The organism is Bacillus seohaeanensis, assembly GCF_042684945.1.
Lineage (GTDB): Bacteria > Bacillota > Bacilli > Bacillales > Bacillaceae_B > Rossellomorea > Rossellomorea seohaeanensis.
Map to the genome: position 1 here is coordinate 1 of NZ_JBHUMF010000020.1, position 23,616 is coordinate 23,616.

General features: G+C 36.1%; 18 protein-coding genes, 4 tRNA genes and 1 pseudogene. 21 read left to right on the forward strand and 2 right to left on the reverse strand.

Annotation, left to right across the window (positions count from 1 at the left end):
• Positions 1-179: 179 nt before the first annotated feature.
• From ACFSUL_RS08945 to ACFSUL_RS08975, 7 genes and pseudogenes are all read left to right on the forward strand, one after another.
• Positions 180-1,232 (forward strand): annotated as a pseudogene (locus ACFSUL_RS08945) (cache domain-containing protein); the annotation flags it as partial.
• Between the two features lie 111 nt (positions 1,233-1,343).
• The gene (locus ACFSUL_RS08950) at positions 1,344-2,174 is read left to right on the forward strand and encodes a methyl-accepting chemotaxis protein (protein WP_377934677.1); all 831 of its coding nucleotides are present in this window, start codon (positions 1,344-1,346) and stop codon (positions 2,172-2,174) included.
• A 792-nt stretch (positions 2,175-2,966) separates the two neighbouring features.
• Positions 2,967-3,896 (forward strand): YybS family protein, encoded by a 930-nt coding sequence (locus ACFSUL_RS08955; protein WP_377934642.1) that lies wholly within the window; start codon positions 2,967-2,969, stop codon positions 3,894-3,896.
• A 76-nt stretch (positions 3,897-3,972) separates the two neighbouring features.
• Positions 3,973-5,946 (forward strand): DHH family phosphoesterase, encoded by a 1,974-nt coding sequence (locus ACFSUL_RS08960; RefSeq protein ID WP_377934644.1) that lies wholly within the window; start codon positions 3,973-3,975, stop codon positions 5,944-5,946.
• Positions 5,943-6,389, forward strand: coding sequence for a 50S ribosomal protein L9 (gene rplI, locus ACFSUL_RS08965; RefSeq protein WP_377934646.1), 447 nt, complete (start codon positions 5,943-5,945; stop codon positions 6,387-6,389). Before ACFSUL_RS08960 ends, rplI begins: the two co-directional genes overlap by 4 nt.
• A 391-nt stretch (positions 6,390-6,780) precedes the next feature.
• Complete coding sequence (gene dnaB, locus ACFSUL_RS08970) at positions 6,781-8,148, forward strand: replicative DNA helicase (protein WP_377934648.1); 1,368 nt, start codon at positions 6,781-6,783, stop codon at positions 8,146-8,148.
• Positions 8,149-8,368: 220 nt separating this feature from the next.
• Entirely contained in the window at positions 8,369-9,661 is a 1,293-nt protein-coding gene (locus ACFSUL_RS08975) for an adenylosuccinate synthase (RefSeq protein WP_377934650.1), read from the forward strand.
• A 72-nt stretch (positions 9,662-9,733) separates the two neighbouring features.
• On the opposite strand, the gene ACFSUL_RS08980 is transcribed toward ACFSUL_RS08975, so the two are convergent.
• Positions 9,734-10,765 (reverse strand): potassium channel family protein, encoded by a 1,032-nt coding sequence (locus ACFSUL_RS08980; protein ID WP_377934651.1) that lies wholly within the window; start codon positions 10,763-10,765, stop codon positions 9,734-9,736.
• 541 nt (positions 10,766-11,306) lie between these two features.
• Here ACFSUL_RS08980 and ACFSUL_RS08985 point away from each other — a divergent pair.
• The 14 genes from ACFSUL_RS08985 (at position 11,307) to ACFSUL_RS09050 (ending at position 22,492) form a co-directional block, all read left to right on the forward strand.
• Positions 11,307-11,382 (forward strand) — tRNA-Lys (locus ACFSUL_RS08985).
• 8 nt (positions 11,383-11,390) lie between these two features.
• Positions 11,391-11,462 (forward strand) — tRNA-Glu (locus ACFSUL_RS08990).
• Positions 11,463-11,507: 45 nt separating this feature from the next.
• Positions 11,508-11,584: transfer RNA gene (locus ACFSUL_RS08995), tRNA-Asp, on the forward strand.
• Positions 11,585-11,707: 123 nt separating this feature from the next.
• Positions 11,708-11,780 (forward strand) — tRNA-Phe (locus ACFSUL_RS09000).
• 597 nt (positions 11,781-12,377) lie between these two features.
• Positions 12,378-13,844, forward strand: a complete 1,467-nt coding sequence (locus ACFSUL_RS09005) for a peptidoglycan DD-metalloendopeptidase family protein (protein WP_377934653.1) — start codon at positions 12,378-12,380, stop codon at positions 13,842-13,844.
• A gap of 513 nt (positions 13,845-14,357) precedes the next feature.
• Positions 14,358-15,065: a response regulator YycF gene (gene yycF, locus ACFSUL_RS09010; RefSeq protein WP_377934655.1), complete on the forward strand. Its 708-nt coding sequence runs from the start codon at positions 14,358-14,360 to the stop codon at positions 15,063-15,065.
• 6 nt (positions 15,066-15,071) lie between these two features.
• Positions 15,072-16,892 (forward strand): cell wall metabolism sensor histidine kinase WalK, encoded by a 1,821-nt coding sequence (gene walK, locus ACFSUL_RS09015; RefSeq protein WP_377934657.1) that lies wholly within the window; start codon positions 15,072-15,074, stop codon positions 16,890-16,892.
• On the forward strand, positions 16,889-18,235 hold the full coding sequence (locus tag ACFSUL_RS09020) for a YycH family regulatory protein (RefSeq protein ID WP_377934660.1): 1,347 nt from the start codon (positions 16,889-16,891) through the stop codon (positions 18,233-18,235). Before walK ends, ACFSUL_RS09020 begins: the two co-directional genes overlap by 4 nt.
• Positions 18,222-19,022, forward strand: coding sequence for a two-component system regulatory protein YycI (locus tag ACFSUL_RS09025; RefSeq protein WP_377934662.1), 801 nt, complete (start codon positions 18,222-18,224; stop codon positions 19,020-19,022). Before ACFSUL_RS09020 ends, ACFSUL_RS09025 begins: the two co-directional genes overlap by 14 nt.
• A 6-nt stretch (positions 19,023-19,028) precedes the next feature.
• Positions 19,029-19,823 carry an MBL fold metallo-hydrolase gene (locus ACFSUL_RS09030; protein ID WP_377934664.1) on the forward strand — a complete coding sequence of 265 codons (795 nt, stop codon included), beginning with the start codon at positions 19,029-19,031 and terminating at the stop codon, positions 19,821-19,823.
• Between the two features lie 166 nt (positions 19,824-19,989).
• Complete coding sequence (locus ACFSUL_RS09035) at positions 19,990-21,219, forward strand: S1C family serine protease (protein WP_377934666.1); 1,230 nt, start codon at positions 19,990-19,992, stop codon at positions 21,217-21,219.
• A gap of 130 nt (positions 21,220-21,349) precedes the next feature.
• Positions 21,350-21,511, forward strand: a complete 162-nt coding sequence (locus ACFSUL_RS09040; RefSeq protein WP_377934668.1) for a CxxH/CxxC protein — start codon at positions 21,350-21,352, stop codon at positions 21,509-21,511.
• A gap of 83 nt (positions 21,512-21,594) precedes the next feature.
• Positions 21,595-22,074, forward strand: a complete 480-nt coding sequence (gene rlmH, locus ACFSUL_RS09045; RefSeq protein ID WP_377934670.1) for a 23S rRNA (pseudouridine(1915)-N(3))-methyltransferase RlmH — start codon at positions 21,595-21,597, stop codon at positions 22,072-22,074.
• A 121-nt stretch (positions 22,075-22,195) separates the two neighbouring features.
• Positions 22,196-22,492 (forward strand): hypothetical protein, encoded by a 297-nt coding sequence (locus ACFSUL_RS09050; protein WP_377934672.1) that lies wholly within the window; start codon positions 22,196-22,198, stop codon positions 22,490-22,492.
• Positions 22,493-22,601: 109 nt separating this feature from the next.
• Here ACFSUL_RS09050 and ACFSUL_RS09055 read toward each other — a convergent pair whose 3' ends face one another.
• A complete protein-coding gene (locus tag ACFSUL_RS09055) occupies positions 22,602-23,510 on the reverse strand; it encodes a nuclease-related domain-containing protein (protein WP_377934675.1) in 909 nt (302 codons plus the stop codon).
• Positions 23,511-23,616: the final 106 nt, after the last annotated feature.

Genomic DNA, 23,616 nt, shown 5'->3' on the forward strand with positions numbered 1-23,616 from the left:
CTTATAAAAGGCCACCAAGCAAAAGCGCGGTAGCCTATGTTACCCCAACATTTGACGTAGAACCTTTCTAAACAAATTCTTGAAAATGTCGAAATATAAAATAAATAGAGATAATTATTTCATAAGGAGTGTGGGGAGTGAGGAATTTTAAAGGGTTATTTTCATTATCATCAATTAGAATGAAGCTGATATTGGTTTTTTCTTTATTATTTATTGTATCGTTTACTGCTATTATTGTTATTTCTGGTTGGCAAACACGAGAGAAGACAGAAGATAATGTAATTTCTCAGTCTAGTGGAATGGTTGGGGAGTTAAATACCTCTGTCCAGCTATTTTTAGGACAATATGAAAAAAGTGTGCAGCAATTTACTATTTCTAATTCCTTAATAGACTATGCAAAAAATCAGTTGGGGAAGAAAGAAAAGGAAGTAGTAGACTCTGAACTGTATACATCTATTCAAGCGGATTTTGATAATTATCTAAGTTTATATGAGGAAGTATCATCTATTTATTTGGCTTCTCCTAATAAAAAACTAAAAATTGTACCGTCTGCTGACTTACCGAGTGATTTTGACCCCACTTCAAGGGATTGGTACAAAGAAGCTGAGGAAGCCAAATCGGGAGTAGTATGGAGTAACCCCTATATAGATGAAGCGACAGATAAATATATCATTACGGCTTCTCAGGCAGTAGTTTCAAATGATAAAGTGATTGGGGTTATAGGTGTAGATATTAACCTTTCTATACTGACAGAAAATATTGCTGAGATGGACCTTGGTTATGAGGGCTACCCTTTTATGTTAGCAACAGATGGAACAGCAATTGTTCATCCATCTGACCGTGGGGAGAATTTATCAAAACATGACTTTATTAAAAAAATGCTAGATAGTGAAGAAAAGAGTGGTACGGTTAAATACTCACTAGATGGCGATAATAAAATGATGATTTATGATACTGTACCAAAAACAAATTGGATTATTGGAGCTTCTTATACGGAAGAAAATCTTCTTCAGACGTCGAAGGAAATTGAAAATATATTATTTTTAACAGCTGTTATTACGTTAATTATAATGCTAGTCATTGTTATTTCTGTATCTAACGCAATAACGAGACCTTTAAAAAAACTGCAACAAACCGTAACAAATGTTGCTGCAGGAGACTTGCTTATCCAATCAGATATTAAATCTAAAGATGAAATTGGAAAGCTTGCATCTGATTTTAACAAGATGATTAGTAATATGAGAAATACTTTAAGGATTGTTCAGGATTCCGTTGTAAATGTTCGGGGATCAGCGGAGGGTCTTAGTGCTGTATCAGAAGAAACAAATGCTTCTAGTGAGGAAATGGCAACAGCTGTTACAGAAATTGCAAATGGAGCTTCTCAATCTGCTTCAGATGCCGAGGAAGCAAACAACAAATCCAGCTTGCTTGGTGAAAGAATTAATGAAGTATATGAAAAAGCAAAGGGAATGTCAGAGATGGCTGAGAAAGCAGATGATATGAACCACTCGGGTATTCAACAAATGGGCAAACTTCAGGAGTCGCATCAATCATCGAGACAGTTTATTTCTTCTATGGAAAAGGTAATTTTGAACTTAGAGGATAATGTGAAAACGATTGAAAGTGTCATGAAAACGATAACGGATATTTCTTCTCAAACCAATTTATTAGCACTAAATGCAAGTATTGAAGCAGCACGTGCGGGTGAGCATGGAAAAGGGTTTGCAGTCGTAGCCGATGAAGTCAGGAAGCTCGCAGAACAATCGGTAAATGCTACAGAAGAAGTAAGGCAATCCATTTTGGACATTCAAATGAGTTCTGAAAAAGCAGTGGAAGAAATGTTTAAAACGAAGGAAACAGTGGATGACCAGCACCATGTAGTTCAACAGACCAATCAAATTTTTGAAAGTACTGCTAGTTTAATGAAGGAAATGCAAGTAGAAATTACTTCGGTGTACAATGAGGTAGAAAAAATAAACGCTGATAAGGATGAAGTAGTTAATGTGATACATATGATGTCATCTACATCAGAACAGACTGCTGCTTCTTGTCAACAAGTAAGTGCCTCTACAGATGAACAACTAAGAGCTATTCAGTCTGTAACAGATTCTGCAGAAAAGCTAACGCAGCTTAGCTATGAATTGCAGGAATCAATAGGACGCTTTAAAATATAACAAGGAAAAAAGAGTATCCTTCTTCTACTTTGCCTATGATAAAAGTAAGGAAAAGGTACTCTTTTTAATTTTTGGCTGTTTGTATGAAAAAAGTATTTTTAAGCATCGTAAAATCGTTTAGAATAACCAAAATGAATCGATACTACACCACTTTGGCACTAACTTTCCTTTTTATAGGCTGTTTTCATAAAGTTTGTTGCTTTTAAACTACACACTAAGTTTAACTAACTGAATGGATTGGATGGGAGGGCACTTCCCTCTCTTCCCGCGGAAAGCAAGTGCCCGTAGCAGAAATCAGCGGGCTGAATTTATAAGTTAAAACAACAATCTATGAGAAAAGGGCCTTTTTATATTAGATGGTGGTGGCTTGGTTTCAGCCACCGTGTGAGTTTTTCGTAAAGTTTGTTGTTTGTGGGCAATGGGCCGTTCCTTTTCTCTCCAACCCACTCTATGCTTTCAACTGTTGTTAAAAGTAAGATTTTTTTAGGAAACAGCCTAATTTTTAGTTGCAAAAGGTAATTTTTTTAATATTTACATTGTTCCTTTCGCTTAGCGCCAATATCCTCCGAAGGGTATTTTCCATAGACTGGGTACCAAATTGAAGCCTTTTTGTTGCTAGGATGTTGGAATTACTATTAATTGAAAAGATACATCCATTTTTGTTATATATACTAAAGGTTAATTTTCTTACAGGACAAAGTTCACTTTGCACTACTCAAATATTCGAAAATTATTGTTAAAATTGGTATGATAACAATAATAATGTCATTAGACTAATAAGGAGAGTGTGTTTTGAAAAATACCCGGTTGTTAACGGAAGGTGCGTTATTGCTTGCCGTTTTTGTTGTGTTACTGTTAATTTCTATTTATGTTCCAATTTTATGGATCATTTCCTTTTTATTTCTCGTCCTTCCTTTTATTTTATTTAGTGCAAAGCATCCCTTTAAGTATTCACTCTTGATGCTAATTGGTGCTTGTATTCTTTCCGCTTTATTAGGGACATTTCTTGCTGTTCCGCTTGCACTTGCTTCAGGAACAACAGGAATTGTTATGGGATGGTTTATTAAAGAGAAAAAGGATAAAGTGACATTATTTATTGCTTCAAGCCTTACAATGTTAGTTAATATAGTTGCTCAATATGCCTTGTCTATTGTTCTTTTTGATATAGACATGATTCAAGATACAATAAAGTTAATGAAAGAGTCTTTTAACCAATCTGCTGATATGCTCGCAAACTTTGGTCAGTCAGTTGATGGCGAAATGATGGAGCAGTTCAATAATTCGATAGACTTGATAGGGACGCTAACACCAACATTATTTTTAATGTCAGCATTTTTATTAGTTTTGCTTTTCATTTTAGTGAATTTCCCAATTGTAAAACGACTGGGAATAGATACACCTAAATTTAAACCTTTTCGTGAATGGAAGCTTCCTAAAAGTATACTTTGGTATTACTTACTCGTGCTTGTTTTATCAATTGCCATTCAACCGGAAACAGGAAGTTACTATTACACAGCGTTAATCAATTTGCTTTATGTGCTCCAAACATTGATGGCAGTACAAGGTCTAGCATTTATCTTTTTTTATAGCCATCTAAAGGGCTGGTCCAAAGGGCTACTGACATTAGTTATAATTGTTTCCATTCCTCTTCTTTATATCGTGAGGATTTTAGGTATAATTGACTTAGGATTTGATCTTAGACAGCGCCTTCAACGTAAGTAATGATAGGGAAACCTACTGTTATTATGTTGTTGATGCACAGTAGAATCATTTATTTTAAGTTTTAGGAGCTGAAAGCATGCCATCTTATTTTAATAAGCGGATGATCCGATATCCTTTATACGGTCTCGCCGTTCTGACAGTGCTCCTTTTAATTTGGACAGCCTTTACCAACATTTATCTTGCAGTAATAGGAACAGTTGGTTTTGTTTCCATCTATTTTCTTGCTTTTTATTTTGAACAAAGAGCCCATGAGGAAACAGAGGAGTACATTTCTACTCTCTCCTATCGTGTTAAGCGTGTCGGGGAAGAAGCTTTAATGGAAATGCCCATCGGTATTATGCTTATCAATGATGAGTATTACATAGAATGGACAAATCCATTTCTCGCAACCTGTTTGAACGAAGATACGTTAGTGGGTAGGTCTTTATATGATGTAGCGGACACACTTGTACCGCTTATCAAACAAGAAGTCGAATCGGAAATCATCTCATTAAATGGGAGGAAATACCGGGTCATTTTAAAATTGAAAGAAAAGTTATTATACTTCTTTGATGTTACAGAACAAAAAGAAATTGAAAAGCAATACGAGGACGAACGGACGAATATTGCCATCATCTTTTTAGATAACTATGATGAAATGACACAAGGAATGGACGATCAGACAAGAAGTAGCCTAAACAGTCTAGTAACATCAATTTTAAATAAGTGGGCAAAAGAATATGGATTACTCTTGAAAAGAATTTCTTCCGAACGATTTATTGCGGTAATGAATGAACAAATTCTTCAATTGTTAGAAAAGGAGAAATTTGGGATCTTAGATGATGTTAGAGAAACAACATCTAAGCAAAATGTTCCTCTGACCTTAAGTATTGGGGTTGGAACAGGTGTATCATCTTTACCGGAGTTAGGCACGCTAGCTCAATCTAGCTTAGATCTAGCCCTTGGACGAGGCGGGGACCAAGTAGCAATCAAACAAACCAATGGTAAAGTGAAATTCTATGGCGGTAAAACAAACCCAATGGAAAAGCGGACAAGGGTCCGTGCGCGTGTCATATCTCATGCGTTAAAAGAGCTTATCCTTGAAAGTGATAAAGTCATTGTAATGGGGCATAAACTTCCTGATATGGATGCAATAGGTGCTGCCATAGGGGTTAGGAAAGTTGCAGAGATGAATCAACGAGAGGGCTATGTAGTTGTTAACTATAATGAAATAGATACCGGTGTGAAAAGGTTAATGAATGAACTAAAGGGAAATCCTGACCTTCATTCCCGCTTTATAACATCCGAAGAGGCATTAGAGATGGCGACAGAGGATACCCTCCTTGTTGTGGTAGATACACACAAACCTTCTCTTGTTATTGATGAACGGTTATTGAGTAAAATAGACAAGGTTATCGTCATCGACCACCACCGTCGAGGTGAAGATTTTATTAAAAGTCCTCTTCTTGTTTATATGGAGCCGTATGCTTCTTCGACAGCGGAACTAGTAACAGAACTCTTGGAATATCAACCTAAACATGAAAAGATTAGTATGCTTGAGGCAACCTCTCTACTCGCAGGAATTATTGTCGATACCAAAAGCTTTACATTGCGTACGGGTTCAAGAACTTTTGACGCTGCCTCTTATTTACGTGCCCAAGGAGCAGATACAGTACTTGTACAAAAATTTCTAAAAGAGGATGTAGAAACGTACATTAAACGAGCCAAACTCATTGAATCCGTTGAATTTTACTATGAAGGAGTTGCGATTGCGCAAGGAGAAGATGACGTTATATACGATCCAGTTCTCACTGCGCAGGCAGCAGATACATTATTGGCAATGGATGAAGTTGTATCTTCTTTTGTTATTTCAAAGAGGGATCCGGATACGATTGGAATCAGTGCTCGTTCCTTAGGGGAAGTCAATGTTCAAATCATTATGGAAAACCTAAATGGTGGAGGGCATTTGACAAATGCTGCTACTCAGTTGAAGGATATTTCAATTGAAGAAGCAGAAGAACAATTAAAAGAAGCATTAGATGATTATTTTGAAGGGAGAAAGGACATATGAAAGTAATTTTCTTAAAAGATGTAAAAGGTAAAGGTAAAAAAGGCGAAGTGAAAAATGTAGCAGACGGTTATGCACATAACTTTTTATTAAAAAAAGGGCTTGCGATTGAAGCAAACAATGCAAGTATAAGCAAGCTAGATGCACAGAAGAAAAAAGAAGAAAAGCTTGCTGAAGAGGAATTGGAAGAAGCGAAACAATTAAAAGAAAAATTAGAAGGTTTGACAGTAGAGATGAAAGCCAAAGCCGGTGATGGTGGTCGTTTATTCGGATCTATTACAAGTAAGCAAATTGCGGAAACGTTAAAGAAAAACTTCAGCATTAAAGTAGATAAACGTAAAATTGAAATGAATGATGCCATTCGTGCCCTAGGATATTCTAATGTACCTATTAAGCTGCATTCTGATGTTTCCGCAACGTTAAAGGTTCACGTTACGGAAGAATAAGGGTAATAGTAGTATAAAGCGGAGCTATTACTGGAAGAGAACCCCACCATTCGTTAAATGTGGAATATAAAATACGTAATTTGGTAACTGCATTTTTGAAAAAACATGTTAAAATAGAATAAGTTCTTAGTAATGTGATCTGGAATTTTCCTGATCACATTTTTTCTAGTGTTTTCGTAAAGTTTGTTGCTTCTCAACTACAAACTAAGTTTAATCAACGGGAAGAGTTTATAAGTAAAAACACCAATCTATGAGAAAAGAGCCTTTCGTTAAGCATAAAATTTTTTAAGCGATATCGACTCTTTGGTTAATCTCAACTTAATTCCTAAAGTTGTTGCTACTTTCGAATGATAAATAATACCCCTTCTTTATAACTGGAGGTAATGGATAAATGAATGAAATGTTACAAGATCGTGTTCCTCCACAGAATATTGAGGCGGAACAGGCTGTCTTAGGAGCTATTTTTTTAGAACCAAGTACTGCACTAACGGTAGCTTCTGAGCTTTTGATTCCAGAAGATTTTTATAGAATTTCACACCAGAGAATTTTCAATGTAATGTTAAAATTATCGGATTCTGGTGAAGCGGTGGATTTAATTACGGTGACAGAAGAACTTGCTGCAATGAAAGAGTTAGAGGACGTAGGCGGTGTTTCCTATTTAAGCGAACTTGCTGCCTCTGTTCCTACTGCTGCTAATGTTGAATATTATGCTAAAATTGTCGATGAAAAATCTCTCTTAAGAAGATTAATTCATACAGCGACAACTATTGCCTCTGATGGGTATAATCGTGAGGATGAAGTCGATGCCCTCTTAGGGGAAGCGGAAAAAAATATAATGGAAGTGGCACAACGAAAAAATGCTGGTGCCTTTCATAATATTAAAGATGTGCTCGTTCGGACATATGATAACATTGAAACGTTGCAGAACCGAGTAGGTGATGTAACGGGGATACCTACTGGATTCTCCGATTTAGATCATATGACTGCCGGATTCCAACGCAATGATCTAATTATTGTTGCAGCACGTCCCTCTGTTGGTAAAACAGCATTTGCACTTAATATTGCCCAAAACGTTGCTACAAAAACCGATGAAAATGTAGCTATTTTTAGTCTTGAGATGGGTGCAGAACAGCTTGTTATGCGTATGCTCTGTGCAGAGGGGAATATTAATGCCCAAAATCTACGTACCGGGTCCTTAACCGATGAGGATTGGCGTAAACTGACAATGGCGATGGGGAGCCTTTCTAATTCTGGTATTTATATTGATGATACTCCAGGAATAAAAGTAGGAGAGATTCGTTCTAAATGTCGTAAGTTAAAACAGGAACATGGACTAGGGATGATCCTTATTGACTACTTGCAGCTAATTCAAGGGGATGGACGTTCCGGGGAAAATAGACAACAAGAGGTATCGGAAATTTCCCGTGCACTAAAAGGGTTAGCCCGTGAGCTAGAAGTGCCAGTTATTGCATTATCTCAGCTTTCTCGTGGAGTAGAGCAACGTCAAGATAAACGACCAATGATGTCTGATATTCGTGAATCAGGAAGTATTGAGCAGGATGCCGATATTGTTGCCTTCTTATACCGCGATGATTATTATGATAAAGAATCAGAGAACAAAAATATTATTGAAATTATTATTGCTAAGCAACGTAATGGTCCTGTCGGTACTGTATCCCTTGCTTTCGTGAAGGAATACAATAAATTCGTTAACTTAGAACGGCGATTTGACGATGCTAGTGTTCCGCCTGGAGCATAGCAGAACTAGTTTAATAGTTAAGTAAAGTCATAACTCACTAAAAGGGTAGTATAGTACAATGCTATTCTTTTAGTGAGTTTTTTTATATATTTTTATTACGAACATATTTTTATATTTTCATATAATCGTTCGTGTTTAGATTGACTTTTCCCCGCTAAAATTGATAAAATGGTGTTGTTTGAAAAAAGAGGGAAAGATTTTTCCCGTCGGAGGTGCTGAAATGTCTTCAGTAGTAGTAGTAGGAACACAGTGGGGAGACGAAGGGAAAGGTAAAATTACCGACTTCCTATCAGAACATGCAGAGGTAATTGCACGTTATCAAGGTGGTAATAACGCTGGACATACGATTAAATTTAATGGTGAAACATATAAGCTTCATTTAATTCCATCCGGTATTTTTTATAATGAGAAAACGGCTGTAATTGGAAATGGAATGGTTGTTGATCCTAAAGCACTTATGCAAGAATTAAAATACTTACATGATCGTAATATTTCAACAGATAACTTAAGAATCAGCAATAGAGCACATGTAATCCTGCCTTATCATATTAAATTGGATGAAGTAGAAGAAGAACGCAAAGGTGCTAATAAAATTGGTACAACGAAAAAGGGAATCGGTCCAGCTTACATGGATAAAGCCGCACGTAACGGTATCCGTATTGCTGACTTATTAGATCGTGAACTGTTTGAAGAAAAACTTTCACGTAATCTTGAGGAGAAAAACCGTTTACTTGAGCGTTTTTATGAAACAGAAGGCTTTAAGTTAGAAGATATATTAGAAGAGTATTACGAGTACGGACAACAAGTGAAAAAATATGTAGTGGATACATCTGTTGTATTAAATGACGCGATTGATGATGGTCGCCGCGTTCTATTTGAAGGTGCTCAAGGGGTTATGCTTGATATCGACCAAGGAACATACCCATTTGTAACATCTTCTAATCCTGTGGCAGGAGGAGTAACTATAGGTTCAGGTGTAGGTCCAACAAAAATCAATCATGTTGTAGGAGTTTCAAAAGCTTACACAACTCGTGTTGGTGATGGACCGTTCCCAACAGAACTTAGTGATGAGATTGGTGACCAAATCCGTGAAGTTGGTCGTGAATATGGTACAACAACAGGACGCCCGCGTCGTGTTGGTTGGTTTGACAGTGTCGTTGTTCGCCATGCTCGCCGAGTTAGTGGCTTAACAGACCTTTCTCTTAACTCTATCGATGTGTTAACAGGGATTGAAACGTTAAAAATCTGTGTTGCATACCGCTACAAAGGAGAGGTTATGGAAGAGTTCCCAGCTAATTTAAATATCCTTGCGGAGTGTGAGCCTGTATATGAAGAGCTTCCAGGTTGGAAAGAAGATATCACAGGATGCAAGACATTAAGTGAACTTCCAGAAAATGCCCGTCATTACTTAGAACGTGTGTCTCAGTTAACTGGCATTCCACTTTCTATCTTCTCTGTTGGGCCAGACCGTTCTCAAACAAATGTCGTTCGCAGTGTTTGGAGTGCAAATTAAGCAGTAGATATTACTAATAAAAAGGGACTGGATTTCCTCGTTTTTAAAAACGAGGAAATCCAGTCCTTTTAACTATGCTATATCGTTTTTTATGTTTTCAAATATGCTATCATGACAAACAATATAAAGAATATCTCCTTTTTCAATCCGCTTCTGATCTGCGGAGGTAAAATCCATATCATCGTTTATCGCAAGCAAGGTTGCTCCCATTTGCAAAAGACTTTCAGATGCATCTTTATAGGTATGCCATTGAGTTGGTGCTTTTAGTATGTGAATGTTATTACCAAAACGTTTACTCAACAGCTGTCTAAATAGATTAGTTGTTCCAGGATGAAGTGTTGCTTTTGCCATGAGTAACGAAACGGAATCATTCGATAAAATAAAATCTTCCACAGCGATATGTTGAAACTTTGGAATATGACGATCCTCCGATATCTCCACAACCGTATGTATTTCTTTTTTATGTTCTTTTGCTAGTGATTCTACTGCAGAGGCAATAAGGAGCGTCTTTCCGTCTGTCAAAAGCGGATCCTCTATACTAGAATCAGAAAAAATTGCAACTCTGCTCGCTTCAAGAATATTTGCTTTAAGTAATATCTTTTCGTCTGACGGGTCACCCTGAATAAAATGCACTTGTTCGTTTTCAAGTGGGGATACGGAACGATTATCGATCAATACTATTTCTGCCTTTGGTTCATGTGCTAGTATTTCAAAGATTGCCTGTTCTGTTTTCTTAGACCACGTTATATAAAGGTAATGATTCTGCTTTTTGTACACAAGTTTTCCCTCCCTTTTTAGCTTATGAAAGGTAGTAATGGAGTCTACTGTTTTACTGATTAGTAAACCGATAATACCGATTCCAAATATAAATAAAAAGATTCCAAGCAAGCGTCCGACAACGGTAGAAGGTGAGTAATCCCCATAACCGACAGTAGTTAATGTTGTCATCGTCCACCAGAACCCTTCAAAAAGGGTTGGAAAGTTATTAGGTTCAAGAAGATGGATACCGATACTCCCGAAGAGCACGATGATGAATGATAATAGAAGAATCAAACTGAAATCCATTTTTGAAATTTTATTCCACAAACGAAAGAAAATTGTCATAGCATCATCCTCCTTATTTAAAAATCCCCCTATTAATTGCCTCGTTTTAACAAAGTAATATATACCAATACTTTAGGGAAGCTGTTTCAATAAGTATAATCATACCAATTAATTCCTATTTTTGAAATTTATTTTCTAGGGTAATAGGAGGCAAATGAATAATTTCCTAAACTTTTTTACAGGAAACAGCTAAATTCCTGTTTTTTCGACAAAAAAACAAAAAAACTATTGCCGAATGAAAAGACTGTATGCTATTATTAATTTCGTTGTTACAGAAGTTTTACACAGCGTTAACAAATGAAAAAGACTTATTTAATCTCTAAAAATTCTAGAAACTGTTTTTATAGAAAAGATATAAGTATAAATTCACTTTATTTTAAGAGCCATTAGCTCAGTTGGTAGAGCACGAAAGAATAAGCATCAGTGAATAAGCATCAGCGTACAGCTTGAGCTGCACCTTGAAATACTTACTGAAAGCTGGACGTCGTAGATGCCACTCTCTTCTGGAAAGAGATATAAGTATAAACTCACTTTATTTTAAGAGCCATTAGCTCAGTTGGTAGAGCATCTGACTTTTAATCAGAGGGTCGAAGGTTCGAATCCTTCATGGCTCACCATTTAGCAAGGCCCGTTGGTCAAGCGGTTAAGACACCGCCCTTTCACGGCGGTAACACGGGTTCGAATCCCGTACGGGTCATAGTAAGTTAAAATTCTCATTCTAACTTACTAATATATTAAAATTGGTCCGGTAGTTCAGCTGGTTAGAATGCCTGCCTGTCACGCAGGAGGTCGCGGGTTCGAGTCCCGTCCGGACCGCCATTTAACTTTACCATTTTACATATACATATATCAGCGTGCAGCTCAATAAGCATCTTGAATAAACATCTTGAGAGCTGGACGATGGAAAAAGCATTATCTAAAATTAGGATACAATATTATTAAGGCTCAGTAGCTCAGTTGGTAGAGCAATGGACTGAAAATCCATGTGTCGGCGGTTCGATTCCGTCCTGAGCCATCAACAAAAAGTACTGCGACGACATAGACTCTCGCAGTACTTTTTTATAATTAATTATAAAAAGGCATCTCTAAAAAAGCAATTTTCTAAAAGAGTGTAGCTTTTAATAACAGTTGAAAATATAGAGTGGAAGGAACGGTCCATGGGTCACAAACAACAAACTTTACGAAAATAGCGTTAAATAAAGGTCCTATTAGAAGGATCCCCTTCTATTTCCAACAAATAATATCCATATATTCACAAATTAATCAAAGCTTTTTACTTAACTTCTATAGTTAATATGTCACCATTGTAACATTAATGTAATATAAAGCCCTACTTATTCCATACCAATTATTCTCCTAGGCATAATTGAATCCCGCTATATAGGTATCCTTCTCTCCATTTAATTAGTTATCTAAATTTGATTTTTCGACAAGGTACTGTTATATTTTGTCATCAAATATACAATTATGTTACATTATAAAAACTTTTCTCTATTAAAAGTCGAATTATGATAAGTTATTAGAGTACTAAATTTATAGAAAATTTATTTTTTAGGTGAAAAGAACTATCAAGAGAGCGATATTTCTTTTGCAGTGCTTAGGAGGCAAGAAAATGAATTGGGGAGAGCGAATTTCAACCTATTCAACTAGATTAAAAAAATTAAATAATAACTTAATAAAAAAAGTAGCGATTACTACATTAGCTATTTCCACATTAACACTTACATCCGTTTCAGCTGAATCTTCTAAAGAAAATGGGCTGCAAACGATCTATCATATATATATGAACAACGAGTACGTTGGAGCAGTTTCAGATAAAACAAAAATTGAAGCAGTTACAAAGGGTACTCTTCAAAAGGCGAAGAAGAAATATCCTAACTATAATGTAGAATTAGAGAATAGCGTTTCTTACATAAAAGAACAAGTCTTTACTGCTAAAACGAATAACAAGCAGGTTTTAAATAAAGTAAGTGAAACGATCTCTGTCGAATCAGAGGCTTATGCGTTAGTGATAAACGATAAGGCTGTTGCATATGTGAAGGATGAAAAGGCTGCGGAAGAGACAATCCAGAAACTCAAGTTAAAGTACGTGACAGAACAGGAATTACAGCAAGTGAAAAAGCGTCAAGCTGACACTACTACAACTCTACCCCCTTTAAAGGAAAACGAAACGCGTGTTTTAGATGTTAAGATAGAGGAAAAGTTTTCTTTTGAAAAAAAAGAAGTTAATCCTAGTGAGATTCTATCTCCTCAACAAGCAGTTGATTTTCTATTAAAGGGTACACGTGCAGAGAAAAAGTACAAAGTTCAAAAAGGAGATGTACTTGGTAGTATTGCTGAAAAGCATGATTTAACAACTGCTAAGTTGCTGCAGCTTAACCCTAATATTACAGAAGATCAAGTGTTACAAATCGGGGATGAAGTGAATGTGACCGTTTCTAAACCAGTTGTACATGTTGCTGTAAAAAGAGAGACTAATAAAATAGAAACAGTTGACTATGAAAAAGAGGTTATAGAAGATTCTTCCATGTATAAAGGCGACATGAAAGTGAAGCAGGAAGGTCAAGAAGGAAAAAGATCCGTGACTTACGTTGTGGACGAGCTTAATGGCAATCAAACATCTAAGAATGTTAAAGAAGAGAAAGTAATTAAAGAACCTGTAAAATATATTGTTGTTAGAGGTACAAAAGTTACTCCATCAAGAGGCTCTGGAAATTTCACTTGGCCGACAAATGGTGGATACATTTCATCCAGACAAGGTGCACGGTGGGGAAAAATCCACAAAGGAATTGATATCGCACGTCCGAGCAACTATACGATTAAATCAGTAGATAATGGTGTTGTTGTCTCAGCAGGATTTAATAGTGATGGATATGGAAATAAAGTAATTATTGATCATAATAATGGCTATAGAACACTCTATGCACACTTAGATTCTATCAACGTTTCCGTTGGTGAAACAGTTGCTGCAGGAGAAAAAATCGGTGTGATGGGCCAAACAGGAGAATCAACAGGTGTACACCTTCATTTAGAGGTTTATAAAAATGGTTCACTAGTAAACCCATTATCAATGTTCTAATAAAAGAAAGCTACTTTCCAAAAGTTTGTTATTTTTAGCAACAGTTGAAAACATAGAGTGGATTGGAGCGGAAGGTACTTGAATCCTGCAGGATATAGAGGAAAAGTCAGGACCCTAAAGACAGAAAGGCACCGTCCATTGGTCACAAACAATAAACTTTATGAAAAAAGTCTAAAAGAATAAGAAAACAAAGGACTGACAGGAAAAAAGATTGCTATCTTTAAATGTCAGTCCTCTTCTTTTATTAATGTTTTTTGTAAACAGTGTTTGTTATTAGCAGATGAAAAATTGCATCAATTCTGTTCTTAATGTACAAAGATAAAGTAACACGCTTTTGTTTTTGGAAATAACCTTTAGTTGGGAATTACCCCCCTTAACTGGAAGCACCTTTATTTGGATGATTTGGCTTAAAGGGTGAATTCATTTCAAGAAAGTGATAAATTTAAGGGAAGAGTCCCATATTATTTCAACTAGCAACGTAGTTCAAAATATATTCAAAGGAGCTCAACTATTATGGAAAAAAAGATTTTAGTAGTCGATGATGAAAAACCAATTGCAGATATTTTACAATTTAATCTAAAAAAAGAGGGATATGAGGTTCATTGTGCCTATGATGGGGATGAAGCAGTCAAGATGGCAGAAGAAGTGAAGCCGGATTTAGTACTGCTAGATATTATGCTTCCCAATCGTGATGGTATGGAGGTATGTCGTGAGATAAGAAAGAAATATGAAATGCCAATTATTATGTTAACGGCAAAAGACTCAGAAATAGATAAAGTATTAGGATTAGAACTTGGTGCCGATGATTATGTTACGAAGCCATTTAGTACTCGTGAATTAATTGCTCGTGTCAAAGCAAATCTTCGTCGCCACCAGCAAGTGCCTCAACAAGAGGAAGAAGATGAGAATAATGAAATTTCTGTAGGCTTATTAGTTATCCATCCTGATGCATATGTTGTCTCAAAAAGGGGAGAAACGATTGAGTTAACCCATAGAGAATTTGAACTTCTTCATTATTTAGCAAAGCATATTGGACAAGTAATGACTCGTGAACACTTGCTTCAAACGGTTTGGGGATATGATTATTATGGAGACGTTCGTACTGTTGACGTAACAGTGAGAAGATTACGGGAAAAAATTGAAGATAATCCAAGTCATCCTACATGGATTGTAACCCGTAGAGGAGTAGGTTATTATTTGCGTAATCCTGAACAGGAGTAATAAAAAATGAAGAAAGTTGGATTTACGCGTTCCATACATTTTAAGTTCGTTATGATTTATGTATTACTGATTCTTTTAGCAATGCAAATTATTGGAGTGTATTTTGTAAGAGAACTAGAAGATCGTCTAGTAGATAACTTCAAAAGCTCCATTAAAGAAAGGATCGATTTATTAGAATTTACGTTAAAAGAGGAATTGGTCAAAGAGCGGGATGCGGATGATCCTACACTGGAATCTGAAGTTAATAATATTTTAACCGATTCTACCTCCTCTGATATTTTAGAAATACGAGTGATAAATAATAGAAGTCGTATCATTGGAACTTCAGATGATACTAACCAAGAGCTTGTTGGACAGATTACAGCGGAGAAAATGATTAAAAAAGTGCTTACTATTGGGGTAGTAATGGATAATATTTTTGTTGATAATCAGACAGGTAACCGTGTATGGAGATCGGCAACGCCAATTGTCTCTAACGACGAGGTAATTGGTGCTATCTATCTAGAAACCAAAATTGAAGAGGTATATAGTCAACTGAATGAGATTAACCGAATTTTTACTAATGGAACGGCTATTGCCCTTGGCATTACTGCTATACTCGGTGTATTGCTTGCCCAAACGGTGACAAGGCCAATATCAGATATGAGAAAGCAAGCGTTAGCAATGGCAAAAGGGAATTTTTCTAGAAAAGTTAAAGTGTTTGGATATGACGAGATTGGTCAGTTGGCAATCACTTTTAATAATTTGACGAAACGCTTACAAGAAGCTCAAGCTACAACGGAGGGAGAAAGACGAAAGCTTTCATCAGTTCTCTCTTATATGACCGATGGGGTAATTGCGACGGATAGGAAAGGAAGGGTTATTTTAATCAATGACCCAGCGGCAAATATGTTGAATGTTTCACGTGAAACAGTCCTTTCTCAGCCAATTGTTTCACTATTAGGTTTAGAACAATATACGTTTGATGACCTATCTAATGAGCAGGATTCTATTATTTTAGATTATAGCACGAAAGAAAAGCCGTATATTTTACGCGCAAACTTCTCGATTATTCAGAAAGAAACAGGTTTTGTGAATGGGCTTATTACGGTTCTACATGACATTACAGAACAGGAAAAAATAGATATGGAAAGACGCGAGTTCGTTGCGAATGTATCCCATGAATTGAGAACACCGCTTACTACGATGAGAAGTTATTTAGAAGCACTTGCAGAAGGAGCATGGCAGGATAAAGAGATTGCACCACAGTTCCTAGATGTCACGCAGAATGAAACGGAACGGATGATTCGATTAGTGAACGATTTACTTCAATTGTCAAAAATGGATAGTAAAGATTATCGTTTCAATAAAGATTGGATAGATTTTATTCGATTTTTCCATCGAATTATTGACCGATTTGAAATGACAAAACAGCAAAATGTCCACTTCGAGAGATTTTTACCAAATGCGGCTTTGTTTGTAGAAATTGACCAGGATAAAATTACACAGGTTTTAGATAATATCATTTCAAATGCATTAAAATACTCTCCAGATGGAGGAAGAGTTACTTTTAAAGTAATTGAAAAAAATGACGTTATCGAAGTAAGTGTTTCTGACCAAGGTATGGGTATTCCAAAAGATAATGTAGAAAAAATATTTGAACGATTCTACCGAGTTGATAAAGCAAGGTCAAGACAAATGGGAGGAACAGGGTTGGGGCTAGCCATTGCCAAGGAAATGATTTCTGCTCACGGTGGTGATATATGGGCTTCCAGTGTAGAAGGCAAAGGAACAACCATTACTTTTTACCTTCCTTATGACCGTATACAAGAGGATGATTGGTCATGAAATATGAAACAGTAAAATCTATTATCCTAATAATGCTAGTTGCTGTAAGTATTTTTCTAACGTGGAATATTTGGACGTATCAGCCGAAATATGACACGATGGACAGTGCAGATGCTTATGATATTTCTATTAGTGAAAAAAAAGAAACAAAGAGTTTGATTAAGCCATTCAAGTTTTTTTATCATGAAGGTGACAAAGTTTGGGGTACAACAAATGAGATTGAAATCAATACGCTATTAGATGAAATGATGAAATGGAATATTTCTGAGCTAAACAATATTACCAATTCTGTTTCAGACAAGGCCTTAGACGAAATGGTACATGGAGACAGGCGGTTAGAGATTATTTTTCCAGACATTGTACCTTTTCAGGAATACAGTAATGTATTAAACTTTGAAGATAAAAGTCTCCCTTCGAATTCATTTGATCGAATTATTGTCGATACAACTGATAATAATGACGATACGAATATTGTTTATTTTGTCAAATATAGAGAAAATGAAAGTTCTGTTTTTGAAGGTAGGATTAATTCCAACTACTTGCCATTGTTAGAAAAGGAAGTTATAAGAGAAATACCTTATAATTACGCAAGTTACTTTACTAGCAAATTTAATAAAAAAACCCTTCACTTACCAGTCGAGAGGCCAGAGAAAATAAGTTATCAATACTATACAAAGGAATTTAGTACAGAGGACTTTAAACTAGCTCTATTTAGTGATCCGACTAGTGTAAAAAAGGATTACTCTAGTACTGGGGAAGAGTTTACAGACTGGACAAGCATTATGAGAGTTGACACAGAAAATAATACACTTGAGTATGTAAATCCAGCAGAAGAGCCAACAGGCAGTTCGAATCTCAATCAGTTAGTAGAAAGAAGTATTGAATATGTTAATGATCATGGAGGATGGACAGATAACTATCAATTTTTCAGTGCGAGTACATCCGAAAATAAAATAGATTACCGATTATTTTTACAAGGGTTGCCTGTTTTTGATGACCGAGATATGTCTGTGATTACCCAAGTATGGGGAAGAGATAGCATAAATCGATATGAACGTCCTTATTTTTCTCTGAAACTTTCCATCCCTTCCTATATTAAAAAGGTGAAGGTGCCATCTGGAAGTGAGTTACTAACAATACTAGAACGGGCTGAAAATGCAGAAATGCTAGAAAGACAATACATTGAAGATGTAGCCATTGGATATAAATTAAAGAAAGAACCTAATTGGAGCCAACTAAAAATTATTGCACTCGAACCGTCTTGGTATTATAAACTTAGTGGATCTTGGATTCGGTTACCCTCCATGGAGGAAATAAAGGAGGTAGAAAATGGATTGGAATAAAACAAAAACAATTTTTATCATTGTTTTTCTCATCCTAGATATTTTTCTACTATCCATTTTTGTGCAGAAGTTATCTGTTAATAACCTAGAAGTGTTTGGGGAAACAACATTTGAAGAAAGAATTAAGGCTGAGGGGATTGAGTATGATTTCACCAATGAGGTGTTATCTCAAGCGTATATTAGTGCAAAGCCAAAGAAATTTACGGAGAAAGAGATAGCAAGTTTAGAGGATCAGGATGTTACCGTCTTGAATAATACAACGATTCAATCTACACTAGATGAGCCGTATTCACTAGGAGAAAAATTAAATACAGCAGAATTAACTAGTTTTGTTAATAGCACTGTTTTATATGGTGATCGTTATATGTTATGGAATGTAAATGAGGAAGATCAAAAAATTGTTTATTATCAAACATATAAGGACGAACCTCTTTTCCATAATATTAATAGCGAAATTACTTTTTACGTAAACAAAGATAATGAAATAATCTCTTATAAACAGACAATGCTTGAATCGTTTGAAGAAATTAGTGAGAAAGAGAAGCTCATTACGCCAATACAAACGTTAAAAGCTTTTTATGAAGATAAGAAGATCTTGCCAAACAGTAAGGTTGCAGATCCTGAAGTAGGTTATTATACACTACTCCCATTAGCGGAATCACAAGTGCTTACCCCTACATGGCATTTTGTAGTCGAGCATGAGGGGAAAACAGAAGATTTATTTATCAATGCCTTAAACGGTCAAATTATTGAAATAGAACAACCAGAAAAAGAGTCATTGGAGTGAGGAGTTATGTCGATGCATTTTAGTGTACTTGCGAGTGGAAGTACAGGGAATGCAATCTATGTGGAGACAGAGGAACATTCGTTTCTTGTTGATGCAGGGTTGAGTGGGAAACAGATGGATGGCTTATTTAAACAAATTGATCGTAAAATAGAAGACTTATCGGGTATCCTAGTGACACATGAGCATAGTGACCATATTAAAGGGCTTGGGGTTTTAGCTAGGAAATATAACTTGCCGATTTATGCAAATGAAAAGACATGGCATGCGATGGACGGGCTTATTGGAAAAATAGATGTGGAACAGAAATTTACCTTTGATATGGAAACAGCAAAACACTTTGGTTCTTTAAGTATTGAGTCATTCGGCGTTTCTCATGATGCAGCAGAGCCAATGTTTTATGTTTTTCATCATGGTGAGAAAAAGATTGCCTTAATTACAGATACAGGTTATGTAAGTGACAGGATGAAAGGAATTATTTCTAACGCGGACGCTTACGTTTTTGAAAGTAATCATGATGTAGGCATGTTAAGAATGTGTCGTTACCCATGGAATATTAAAAGAAGAATATTAAGTGATGTTGGACATGTTTCCAATGAAGATGCAGCGATTGCAATGAGTGATGTGATGGGTGATCGTACAAAGCGAATTTATCTTGCGCATCTAAGCACGGATAATAATATGAAAGATTTAGCGAGAATGAGTGTAACACAGACGCTAGAATCAAGAGGAGTAATCGTCGGGGAACAAATTGAGTTATTTGATACGGATCCAAAAACTCCGACAAACCTGTTAGCAGTTTGAGGTATAAAAAAGGTAAAGGCGCAGTCTTTGCCTTTTTTAGTACATGATTTTTCCAATTTCAATGGATTTCTTATAATCTTTTCATTTTATTTTAATTTTTCCCGATTATAATAAAGGCTATAAAGAGAAAATAATAAATGGATAGTAGTAAGAAAGGATGAAATAAATGGGATATTATGATGAAGAAAGTCAACGTTCCGGTAAACAAAAAGGGAATCGGGGAGGCTATTTCCTTGCAAGTTTATTAGGTTTGTTATTAGGTGCAATATTAGTGATTATTGCTGTTCCTCAATTAAGTAATTATAATATTCTCCCTTATGATGTAAACGAAGACTTAGCAGAAACAGATGAAGAATATCATAATAACAGTAATGTGAATACACAAAACGTTTCAGTTGATGTAACAACGGATGTAACAAAAGCAGTGGAAAAAGCCGGTGATTCCGTTGTAGGAATTACGAATATACAGTCAGCTAGTTTCTGGGGTCAAGAAAGTGGGCAACAGGAGGCTGGTACAGGTTCAGGGGTTATTTATAAAAAGGCCGGTGGTAAAGCTTATGTTGTTACGAATAATCATGTTGTAGAAGGTGCGGAACAGCTTGAAGTAACATTGGCAGATGGAACGAAGGTCACTGCAGAACTAATAGGTACGGATGTTTGGACAGATTTAGCTGTGCTCGAAATGAGTGGAAAGAATATAAAGAATGATGATGTTATTCAATTCGGTAATTCCGATGAATTAAAAGCAGGAGAGCCTGTAATTGCAATAGGAAATCCTTTAGGTTTAAATTTTTCAGGATCTGTTACACAAGGTGTAATTTCTGGGGTAGAACGTACGATTCCAGTAGATATAAACCAAGATGGTATGGAAGATTGGCAGGCAGAAGTACTGCAAACCGATGCAGCTATTAATCCAGGTAACAGTGGGGGTGCCCTTGTTAATGTGGCAGGTCAGCTAGTTGGTATTAATTCAATGAAAATAGCACAAGAGGCAGTCGAAGGTATAGGACTTGCGATTCCAACTAATTACGCTCAGCCAATCATTGAGGATTTAGAAAAATACGGAGAAGTAAAGCGACCAGCAATGGGAATTACACTGCAAAATGTTAGTGAAGTCCCTGCTTACCATCAACAAGAAACATTAAAGCTTCCGGAAGATGTTAGAAATGGTGTAATGGTAAGGGCTGTTCAGCCAAATACACCTGCGGCACAAGCAGGATTACAAGAGCTGGATGTTATTGTCGAGTTAGATGGAGAAAAGATAAATAATAATATTGAACTACGTAAACATTTATACAATGAAAAAAATGTTGGAGATCAAATGAAAGTAAAGTTCTATCGTGACGGTAAGTTACAAGAAGTGACAATGAAGCTGACAGATGGGGCTAGGTTATAAAGTTATCAAGTGTGGATAACGAAAAAGCGGGGAAGGTTTTAAACCTTTCCCGCCTTTTTTGTCTATGTTATGATAGCTTGTGGATAAATTGGAAAGTATAAATAAAAAGGAAAAAAGGGAGTAGTAATATATGATATATTGCTGTACAGAACATGTGGAACTTGCGATGGATGTAATCGTAGATGAGTATGAAGTAGCGCCAAATTTAAAAAAGATAGAGGAAAGTGAAGAGAACTTATCCACAACCTGTGAATATTGTGGGAATAAGCCAATGTATATTGTGTCGAACTAATATTCCCATACAATATACAGAAAGTAATTGTGGATATGTGGATAAAGTCTGTGGATAGTCTGTTTATAAGGTGAGGATGAATTGTGAACATCACAATAATAACGGTTGGTAAATTAAAAGAAAAGTATTTAAAGCAAGGAATTAATGAATATTTAAAGCGATTAGGGGCCTATGCTAAGGTTAATATTATCGAAGTACCTGATGAAAAAGCTCCAGAGCAATTAAGTGAAGTTGAGATGGAACAAGTAAAGGATAAAGAGGGAGAACGCATCCTTGCAAAAATTAATCAAGATGCTCACGTCATTGCCCTAGCTATTAATGGAAAAATGCGAACATCGGAAGAACTAGCTGATACCCTAGATAAACTTGCTACATACGGAAAAAGTAAAATTGTCTTTGTTATCGGTGGATCGCTAGGATTAAGTGATAATGTCATGAAGCGTGCTAATGAAACATTGTCTTTTTCAAAAATGACGTTTCCGCATCAACTCATGAGGTTGGTGTTGGTCGAGCAGGTGTATCGGGTATTTCGAATTATACGGAATGAACCGTATCATAAGTAGGTAATTTTTCTTTAGTTATTACCTAGTGCTTTATGATTGAGTAATTAAGTTTCAACAAGAAGTCTCACTTCGGACAGAGGAAGGCAGAAAGGATTTGCTTCTGTTCGAAAGTGGGCCCTATTTGGACAAAGAAAGACAGAAAAAGGATCGATCTAGTCTGAAATCGAGCACCATTCGGACAGAGGAAGGCAGAAAGAGAACGCTCGAGTCCGAAAGTGGGCCCTATTCGGACAAAGAAAGACAGAAAAAGGATCGATCTAGTCCGAAATCGAACACCATTCGGACAGAAGAAGGCAGAAAGAGAACGTCCGAGTCCGAAAGTGAGCACTATTCGGACAAAGAAAGGCAGGAAGAGAACGCCCGAGTCCGAAATCGAACACCATTCGGACAAAGAAAGACAGAAAAAAGGATCACCTAGTCCAAAAGTGATCCTTTTTATCTAGATTGCCTGAAAAAGTAATAAAGTCTGAATACATAACAAACAGTGAGATGTTCAGAAACCTTTCAATAAAAGGCAATTTGAATATTTATTTGTAATAAGTACCCCTTGTTTTTCCAAATACCGCATAGTTTTTCTTTAAAAACCTACGAATAGTCTTCTTACATAAATCTACCTTGCACCACTCATAAATACTTTGGGTAGTAATATTTCTATCAGGAAATAATTGCTTGAATTCCTTTACATTCCGCAAAATAGCTTGCTCAATTCTTTCCTGTTCTCCGCAATTATGGCATACAAAATCAGAATTTTTAATAGTAACCTGAAACGATCTGCAATTTTTGCAATAAACCCCTTTTTTCAACTGGTCATAACTATATTCAGGCAAAAGCGTAAATCGATTTTTAGTTTGATGTAATGAAATTAATTTTTGAGCTAATTTCTGGTGCGCTTCATTCAGCGTTGATGGTGTATTATTTAGATCTCTAAAAAAACGATTTACTTGGGTTGGTAAAAAAATAGGTTGGTCCATTGGGGCTTGATATAAGGTGAATTCAGGGTTGATAAAAATAACCGAAGCTTCTACAGGGTAATTTTGCTGGAGGTTTTGGAGTAGTTGACGGAATAGAGTTGCACATCTTTTTAGTTGGTTAACTGGATTTTTATATTCGCGCCCGGTTGTTACAGAAAAAAGCTTGTCGGATTCTAGATAACAGTCACCTTCAAAGTTTTTTATATCCAAAAGGTGAATAACCCCTTGTGATATAATCAATGAATCAATTTGAAAATGCGAGTTGTTTAGTTCAAGCAGTAAGTCATTGATAATAAATCTTTCTTCTTGGAGGTTTTTTGCTAGAAGGTCAAATTTCAATTCCCCTTCATAGCCTTTTTCAAGGTTTAAATAGTGAAACCTTTCCTTTTTAGTTAACTCTATACGTGTGTTTAAATAACGCATAGCCACTAATCCCTCGGATTCTGACCGTTCTTTAAGTAACATATGCCACTTCCTTTCTTAATCTATATAAACTTATATTATATAGGCTCTATAATATTTGTTGGGGTTAACACACAATAGAAGGCAAAATAAAACACGCAACCTTCCC

Coding starts and splice junctions, on each gene's coding strand:
- ACFSUL_RS08950 (WP_377934677.1), top strand. CDS start 1,344: ATGGCAACAGCTGTTACAGAAATTGCAAATGGAGCTTCTCAATCTGCT.
- ACFSUL_RS08960 (WP_377934644.1), top strand. CDS start 3,973: ATGCCATCTTATTTTAATAAGCGGATGATCCGATATCCTTTATACGGT.
- rplI (WP_377934646.1), top strand. CDS start 5,943: ATGAAAGTAATTTTCTTAAAAGATGTAAAAGGTAAAGGTAAAAAAGGC.
- dnaB (WP_377934648.1), top strand. CDS start 6,781: ATGAATGAAATGTTACAAGATCGTGTTCCTCCACAGAATATTGAGGCG.
- ACFSUL_RS08975 (WP_377934650.1), top strand. CDS start 8,369: ATGTCTTCAGTAGTAGTAGTAGGAACACAGTGGGGAGACGAAGGGAAA.
- ACFSUL_RS08980 (WP_377934651.1), bottom strand. CDS start 10,765: ATGACAATTTTCTTTCGTTTGTGGAATAAAATTTCAAAAATGGATTTC.
- ACFSUL_RS09005 (WP_377934653.1), top strand. CDS start 12,378: ATGAATTGGGGAGAGCGAATTTCAACCTATTCAACTAGATTAAAAAAA.
- yycF (WP_377934655.1), top strand. CDS start 14,358: ATGGAAAAAAAGATTTTAGTAGTCGATGATGAAAAACCAATTGCAGAT.
- walK (WP_377934657.1), top strand. CDS start 15,072: ATGAAGAAAGTTGGATTTACGCGTTCCATACATTTTAAGTTCGTTATG.
- ACFSUL_RS09020 (WP_377934660.1), top strand. CDS start 16,889: ATGAAATATGAAACAGTAAAATCTATTATCCTAATAATGCTAGTTGCT.
- ACFSUL_RS09025 (WP_377934662.1), top strand. CDS start 18,222: ATGGATTGGAATAAAACAAAAACAATTTTTATCATTGTTTTTCTCATC.
- ACFSUL_RS09030 (WP_377934664.1), top strand. CDS start 19,029: ATGTCGATGCATTTTAGTGTACTTGCGAGTGGAAGTACAGGGAATGCA.
- ACFSUL_RS09035 (WP_377934666.1), top strand. CDS start 19,990: ATGGGATATTATGATGAAGAAAGTCAACGTTCCGGTAAACAAAAAGGG.
- ACFSUL_RS09040 (WP_377934668.1), top strand. CDS start 21,350: ATGATATATTGCTGTACAGAACATGTGGAACTTGCGATGGATGTAATC.
- ACFSUL_RS09055 (WP_377934675.1), bottom strand. CDS start 23,510: ATGTTACTTAAAGAACGGTCAGAATCCGAGGGATTAGTGGCTATGCGT.